The organism is Paracoccus sp. 22332 (assembly GCF_052045125.1).
Classification (GTDB): domain Bacteria; phylum Pseudomonadota; class Alphaproteobacteria; order Rhodobacterales; family Rhodobacteraceae; genus Paracoccus; species Paracoccus haematequi_A.
In genome coordinates this window covers 351,105-357,104 of record NZ_JBQEOI010000003.1, presented here as the reverse complement: position 1 = coordinate 357,104, position 6,000 = coordinate 351,105, and the positions used below count along the sequence as shown (strand labels likewise).

At 59.6% G+C, this 6,000-nt stretch carries 10 protein-coding genes and 1 tRNA gene; 7 read left to right on the top strand and 4 right to left on the bottom strand.

Features of this window, described 5'->3' with window-relative positions; genetic code table 11:
* Both ACTJI6_RS05805 and ACTJI6_RS05800 read right to left on the bottom strand, forming a co-directional pair.
* A partial coding sequence (locus ACTJI6_RS05805; RefSeq protein WP_440798635.1) for an IS30 family transposase occupies nt 1-688 on the bottom strand: 688 nt, incomplete at its 3' end.
* A 99-nt stretch (nt 689-787) separates the two neighbouring features.
* Nucleotides 788-1,021, bottom strand: a complete 234-nt coding sequence (locus ACTJI6_RS05800) for a helix-turn-helix domain-containing protein (protein WP_440798633.1) — start codon at nt 1,019-1,021, stop codon at nt 788-790.
* Nucleotides 1,022-1,118: 97 nt separating this feature from the next.
* On the opposite strand from ACTJI6_RS05800, the gene ACTJI6_RS05795 reads away from it, so the two are divergent.
* The 4 genes from ACTJI6_RS05795 to ACTJI6_RS05780 are packed head-to-tail and all read left to right on the top strand — an operon-like array spanning nt 1,119 to nt 2,232.
* A complete protein-coding gene (locus ACTJI6_RS05795) occupies nt 1,119-1,337 on the top strand; it encodes a hypothetical protein (RefSeq protein WP_440798661.1) in 219 nt (72 codons plus the stop codon).
* On the top strand, nt 1,295-1,774 hold the full coding sequence (gene tcmP / locus ACTJI6_RS05790; RefSeq protein ID WP_440798631.1) for a three-Cys-motif partner protein TcmP: 480 nt from the start codon (nt 1,295-1,297) through the stop codon (nt 1,772-1,774). Before ACTJI6_RS05795 ends, tcmP begins: the two co-directional genes overlap by 43 nt.
* Complete coding sequence (locus ACTJI6_RS05785) at nt 1,771-2,082, top strand: hypothetical protein (RefSeq protein ID WP_440798629.1); 312 nt, start codon at nt 1,771-1,773, stop codon at nt 2,080-2,082. The genes tcmP and ACTJI6_RS05785 overlap by 4 nt, the downstream gene beginning before the upstream one ends.
* A gap of 24 nt (nt 2,083-2,106) precedes the next feature.
* The gene (locus ACTJI6_RS05780) at nt 2,107-2,232 is read left to right on the top strand and encodes a hypothetical protein (RefSeq protein WP_440798627.1); all 126 of its coding nucleotides are present in this window, start codon (nt 2,107-2,109) and stop codon (nt 2,230-2,232) included.
* A gap of 1,198 nt (nt 2,233-3,430) precedes the next feature.
* Here the strand turns inward: ACTJI6_RS05780 and ACTJI6_RS05775 are convergent.
* A complete protein-coding gene (locus ACTJI6_RS05775) occupies nt 3,431-3,574 on the bottom strand; it encodes a hypothetical protein (RefSeq protein WP_440798625.1) in 144 nt (47 codons plus the stop codon).
* Between the two features lie 323 nt (nt 3,575-3,897).
* Between ACTJI6_RS05775 and ACTJI6_RS05770 the strand changes: the two genes are divergently transcribed.
* On the top strand, nt 3,898-4,212 hold the full coding sequence (locus ACTJI6_RS05770) for a hypothetical protein (protein WP_440798623.1): 315 nt from the start codon (nt 3,898-3,900) through the stop codon (nt 4,210-4,212).
* A gap of 174 nt (nt 4,213-4,386) precedes the next feature.
* Here the strand turns inward: ACTJI6_RS05770 and ACTJI6_RS05765 are convergent.
* Nucleotides 4,387-4,470: transfer RNA gene (locus tag ACTJI6_RS05765), tRNA-Tyr, on the bottom strand.
* Between the two features lie 123 nt (nt 4,471-4,593).
* Between ACTJI6_RS05765 and ACTJI6_RS05760 the strand changes: the two genes are divergently transcribed.
* Nucleotides 4,594-5,397, top strand: a complete 804-nt coding sequence (locus ACTJI6_RS05760) for a TrmH family RNA methyltransferase (RefSeq protein WP_440798621.1) — start codon at nt 4,594-4,596, stop codon at nt 5,395-5,397.
* Between the two features lie 94 nt (nt 5,398-5,491).
* Complete coding sequence (locus ACTJI6_RS05755) at nt 5,492-5,896, top strand: YHS domain-containing (seleno)protein (protein WP_440798619.1); 405 nt, start codon at nt 5,492-5,494, stop codon at nt 5,894-5,896.
* Nucleotides 5,897-6,000: the final 104 nt, after the last annotated feature.

The window sequence follows — 6,000 nt, the reverse complement described above, 5'->3', positions numbered from 1 at the left end:
ACATCTCATGAATCAGACGGTTCATGAGGGGCCGAGACTTCCGGTCATTGTTGCGCAGCAGAACGGTGTAGCGGGTCTTGCGTTCGACCAGCGTCGCCACATTGGCATCGCCTTGAGTTCGCTCAAAGATCATCAAGTCGCCTTCCCAATTCCCAAACTGGCTGCGATCGTTGATCTCGGACGGCCGGTTATGGATGCTTGTTTCCGCAGGAAAAACCCGGTTGCGGGGCGTGCGGGCATAGCGCGGCTTCCGCTTTCGGCGCCGCTCGGGCAGGAGGCGCGCCAATTGCGCTGACTGGCCTTCGGCAGAATAGACATACTGGTAGATTGTCTCATGGCAGAGCCGGTGCGGGGCACCGGGTTCTATCCTGAGCCGACCTGCAATCTGTTCGGGAGACCAGCCTTCCTGAAGGCAGTGGATCACTTCGGCGCGTAAGTCCGGAAGACGCTCGAGCTTGCGCCGGCGGGAACGCCTGCGGTCGGCCTGGGACTGAGCCGTCACATGCCAGTAGCCATCAGCCTGCGGGACATCCTTGTCATGCCACCAGTTCCTTTTGACCTCGCGGGTGATGGTCGAGCGACTGCGGCCGAGCATCTGCGCAATCTTCGTCTTCGGCACCTTGGCCTGCAACAAACGCGCAATCACGCGGCGTTCGTCCAGCGTCAGGTTGGTGAAAGGGCGCCTCATCACATCCTCCTGAATAGCTTCAGGAAACTATCGAGTGATGCATTCCAGAATGGAATGTGCCCCGCTATATACCTTATTCGCTATAAATTTCAAGCGCTGTCACGCTGGATCGTCTTTCAGCAACGTCCAGCTCTGAACGCCGAAGCCCTGCGCCACCCTGTACAGGTTGTCGATAGAGATGTTTTGTTCCGACCGTTCGACCGCGCTGAGGTAGGTCCGGTTCAACCCGCACTCGTTCGCAAGGTACTCCTGCGACCAGCCACGTTCGGCCCGAAGCCTGCGCATGTTGCGCGCTACGATGTCTCGCAGTGGGCTTTTGGGGGTCGCTTTCATGCACAATGTTATTGTGCGTCGACGCTTTTAACTCTACCTGTTTTAACATTCATCCGGCATTTGCGAGCCTGATATGCCCCTACAATTTCCGCATTGCATGAACGAGATACACACCGAGGCGACAACCTGTCCGAGCTGTGGCGCACAGCGCGGCATCCTGAAGCCGGGCTGGTCGGCCGAAAGATGGCGGGGTGCCGCGCAGCTCATGTTCATTGGCGCAAGCATCGCGGCCCTGATCGGCCTCGTCCTCGGCTACTCGGCGGCCACCAGCTCGTGGCAAGTGAACTGGGGCGTCGGCCGAAAAGTGAACTCGTAGCGGATTACATAAGGCGCTTTCAGCAGGTGACGCGAGGGGGCCTCTATGTGGATGGTTTTGCAGCACCACAACGGCGGAACGCCCCTGAGGCCTGGTCAGCAAGGCGGGTGCTTGAGGTAGAGCCAAAGAGGATACGCGGTTTTTGGCTCTTTGATATCGATCCAGGCGGTGTCGAGATGCTCCGAGAGTTGAAATCCCTCCATCACCGTAGTCCCATCTCACGCAAGGTTCGTGTGTTCGAAGGAGATTTCAATAAAGAGGTATTCCACTTTCTCCAGGCCAAGGAACTGCGGCGGGATACGGCGGTTTTTGCCCTCCTGGATCAGCGAGCGACCGAATGCCACTGCGGACGGTTGAACTTCTGGCCCGGCGACGGGGGCGCAGGACTAAAATCGAGATCATGTATTTCTGTCCGACTGCATGGGTCCATCGGATGATCAAGACTCGCACCAAGGCTTCAAGCATCGAGGCGTTGAACTTATGGTGGGGCAACAGCAGTTGGGAGGCGTTAGCTAACCTTACCCAGATGGAGACAGTCAGAGTTTTGGTGAACCGCTTTAAAAGCGAACTCGGATACAAGCATGTGGTGCCATATCCCATTCCACTGCGTCTTAATAGGCGGCGCATTTCCTATCATTTAATCCACGCATCTGATCACGATGAAGCCCCTCGCCTGATGGCTGCAGCCTTTAACGACCGTGTGAACGCCCAAGAGCACGCCGGTCAAATTTCGTTGGCTTTGTAGTCCGGGCACCGGAAAGAAAATGCTGTGGACAGCTGGAGCCTACTGGAGTTGCCGCCGCATCGCGACGAGGAACTGGACGGCTACAGCGAGCAGTATCAGGCGATCGATAACCTTGCAGACATCGATGAGCAGCAGAATACGGTTCGATAGACTTTAGGTGTGCTTCTTCTCAGATGGGCATACTACGTGTTCGGGATCGAACCACAAAACGTCCAGGGTGCCTTCCCGATGGACGAAGAACACCCTCTGTTTTCCAGTCACCCGTATAGAATATACTTCGTCTAGGTCATCAAGCCTGATTTCGGCAAGACGATCCCGCGCCTCCTTCGAAAGCTTCGGGGTTTCGATAAAGTGGCATCCTCGCTGGCCTAACTCGGCTTCCGTCATCGTTTCCAAGGACGCCAGAGATTCGATTACAGATTTGTGATGATGACCATCGTGGAGGTTTGTCCACGCGAAGGGCCCATTTTTGTCAACGGCGCTGAAGCGCCATGCAATAGGCTTCCCACGAAATGAAGGGACCGCGACGCGCGGCGCGGGAACACGCTTTTGGGGAAGTGGCGAAATAACCGTTTTAGGGGTCTTCGCCCCCGTCCCTTGCCCTTCCCCATTTACAGAGAGCCGTAATACTCTGCCATTGCCGCGCAGCTAATAACCCGATTACTGCGGTCGCCAGGGTCCAGCCCCTCCCGCGTCTCCATCCAAGGACGCTCTGAATGAGTGAGATCACTCAGCCATTTTGCGGGCTTATCACCATAGAAACGCAAGACGGCATCAACCGTCTCCCGGGCATCCTTATCGAGGACTTTGGGGTCTCCAGGAATGTCCCCTGGCGCAACAGTGAACATCCCACGATGCGCAGCATACAAATCTGGAACCACAGGGCCGTTCGTCCCAAACTAGCGACCATGCCTGTGCGTAGTAGCACAGCTTTTGTAGCTTCATAGCCGTCATGCCCCCTGCGGCATTCAGAACATATGCAGCAACATCAAAGACAGACATCTTGGCCCCCATTACGTCGCCTGATCTGAACCATTTTCGCTAGATCGTCAAATCAAGTTGTATGTCAGAACTTAGGATCAAGAGGCAAAATGCAAAGACCTTAAGTGCCTCAAAGTAGCATAGAAAACCACTAAACTGATGTAAACCTGACGTGTCAAACGCCAGAAAACTTGGTCTCATCAACGCACAAGCATAGAACACAGACTGGGTGTCAGAAAGGACGCCCGGCATTTTCGACCACGTCCCACTCAGCAAAACCAAACAGCCAACGGCGGAGCAGCGGTCAAAGCTCCCGCCGCACTCCTGACGTCGCCACCCCGCCTAGTCCGCAGTGCGGGGCTCTCTGTCAGATCACCCCGGCGACCGCCAGCACGGCCAGCGGGACGACCACGAACCAGTAGAGAAGCTGGGCATTTATGGGCACGGCCAGAAGACCAAATACCAATGCCGCCGGAAAGATGACAAACCCCGTAGCGATCACGTTCTGCATTCTCCCAGCCCCGCTCTGCCGCTTAGCCCAGCGATCAGTCCCTGACGATCACACGGCCGCGCCGTTCTTCCAGGTAGATACGCACCATCTCCGGCCGCGTGGGCTCAGGGTCCAGCTTTGCGCGTTCGGCGTCCAGCCACGCCAAGAGGTCCGGCTCTATCCTAACACCAACAAGAGTAGCCCCTGTTCGAGGGCGGCCACGGGGTTTTCTGTTGACAGGTATTGTTTCGCTCATGATTATCTGATAACAGATAAGCAGGCCGAGCGAAAGTCCTACCTTTCGCCCGGCCCTGACCGAAACCCGATTGCTGAGGAAATCGAGAATGGCTGACGTTTACGATATCACCCCGCGCTTGCCGAGAAAAACCCAATTTGAAGCCGTAGCAATGGACGCCGGCGCCTTCGATGGAGAGCGCGAGAAGCTTTTCGGGGCGCGAGCCCGTATCACGGCATTGATGCTCGCCAAGACGCAGGCCGAGTTGCGGCACGACTTCGAAGACGACCCGGAAGCCCTTGCCGATCTGGCTGAAGTCTTCTCAGCCCTGTCGGACGAATGCAAGGCGGTCCAGGCGATTGTGGACGCCGCATTGGCCCGGTTGCTGATCGTCGGGAACGAAATGATCTGCGCAGACGCCTGACAACCGCGCCCGGCTTCTGCCGGGCCTACCTCCCGCCCTGCCGTCGGGGGAGACATATCAGACCGAACAAACCCGCATTATTTCTAAGCCGCCTGCTTACATATCGCTTACATGGCTGAGCCGACATGCTTCATCAGAAGCATCATATCACCACCTAAGTCTTTGAAATTTAAGTGGTGGGCGACCCTGGAATCGAACCAGGCATGGGTCTCCCCGGCGGAGTTACAGTCCGCTGCCGCACCTTGCAGCACGTCGCCCGCCGAGCCATCGGCGTGGGGGGTCATTAACGGCCGGGGCGCGAGGCGTCAAGCGGATTTCCGGGCCTTGCGTCCGGGCCTCGGGACGCGCGATGAAGGGGGCTAGCGACAAAGGATCCAGCGCATGACCGAGCGACCGGGCAAGCCCAAGAAACCCGCCTGGGTGATCGACAAGGAACGCGCCCGCCGCGCCGGAGCCGCGGAAACCGTGTGGCTGTTCGGCCTGCACGCCGTGCGCGACGCGCTTGCCAATCCGGCGCGGGAAAAGCTGCGGTTGGTCGCAACCCCGAACGCCGTGGACCGGCTGGGCGATCTGCATGGCATCGCCCCCGAAATCACCGATCCCCGCGTCTTCGGCAAGGCGGTGCCGCTGGCGCCCGACAGCGTCCACCAGGGCGCCGCGCTGGAGGTGAAGCCGCTGAAATGGGGTGGTCTCAGCGATGTGGTGCTGCGGCAGGCGCCGGGAGAGCGGCGGCCGCTGCTGGTCGCGCTGGATCGCGTGACCGACCCGCACAACATCGGCGCCATCCTGCGGTCGGCCGAGGTATTCGGCGCCCGCGCCGTCATCGCCCCCGCCAGGCATTCCGCGCCTGAAACCGGCGCGCTGGCCAAGACCGCCTCGGGCTCGTTGGAGCGCCAGCCCTATCTGCGCGTCCCCAACCTGGCCGAGGCGCTGTCGCAGCTGAAGGGCATGGGCTTCACGCTGGTCGGTCTGGACGGCACCGGCGACCAGCCCCTACCCGACCTGCTGGCCACCCTGCACGGCCGCGCCCTGTGCCTGGTTCTGGGCGCCGAGGGGCCGGGGATGCGCGAACTGACGCTGAAAAGCTGCGATCATGTCGCGCGGATTCCCTTTGCCGCCGATTTCGGGTCTCTGAACGTCTCGAACGCGGCGGCCGTGGGGCTGTATGCGGCCAGCATGGCATAGGGATCACATCCCTGCGACAATAGGCGCGGCGGCGTTGAGAATCGGGTCCGGTGCTGCCAATGAGGCATCCTGCCGTCATAAAACCGCCCGATCCATGAAAACGCTGCTTCTTTCGCTGATCCTGACCTCGGCCCCCGTCCTGCCGGCAATCGCCCAGGACTGGGCCATCGACGGGCTGGATGCGGTAGGCTTCCTGGAAAGCGGCCGCCCGGTCCCTGGACGGGGCGACATTTCGACGCTGTGGAAAGGCCAGGTCTGGCATTTCGCGTCCGAGGAGAACCGCAGCCGGTTCGAAGCCGATCCACGCAGCTTTGCCCCCGCCTTCGGCGGCCTTTGCCCCGTTGCCCTGGCCGAAGGACGGCGGGTCGCGGGCGATCCCCGACATTTCCTGATCATCGGCAACCGGCTCTATCTGGTGGGCTCCGGCAGGGCGGCCCGCAAATTGCAGCAGGCGCCGCGCGACATCCTGGCGCGCGCCCAGGAACGCTGGGACCAGTGAAGCCATCCAGCCGATCGTCCATCACGAATTCGCGATATAGCTGGAACTTTTGGGGGGTGTTGCCCATTTACCATCTGGAACATGACCCCGGAACCGTCATGTTC

What these genes read in the sequence shown, in the direction of transcription:
- ACTJI6_RS05770 (WP_440798623.1), top strand. Translation starts at nt 3,898, where the DNA reads ATGGCTGACGTTTACGATATCACCCCGCGCTTGCCGAGAAAAACCCAA.
- ACTJI6_RS05800 (WP_440798633.1), bottom strand. Translation starts at nt 1,021, where the DNA reads ATGAAAGCGACCCCCAAAAGCCCACTGCGAGACATCGTAGCGCGCAAC.
- ACTJI6_RS05760 (WP_440798621.1), top strand. Translation starts at nt 4,594, where the DNA reads ATGACCGAGCGACCGGGCAAGCCCAAGAAACCCGCCTGGGTGATCGAC.
- ACTJI6_RS05775 (WP_440798625.1), bottom strand. Translation starts at nt 3,574, where the DNA reads ATGCAGAACGTGATCGCTACGGGGTTTGTCATCTTTCCGGCGGCATTG.
- ACTJI6_RS05755 (WP_440798619.1), top strand. Translation starts at nt 5,492, where the DNA reads ATGAAAACGCTGCTTCTTTCGCTGATCCTGACCTCGGCCCCCGTCCTG.
- ACTJI6_RS05785 (WP_440798629.1), top strand. Translation starts at nt 1,771, where the DNA reads ATGATCAAGACTCGCACCAAGGCTTCAAGCATCGAGGCGTTGAACTTA.
- ACTJI6_RS05795 (WP_440798661.1), top strand. Translation starts at nt 1,119, where the DNA reads ATGAACGAGATACACACCGAGGCGACAACCTGTCCGAGCTGTGGCGCA.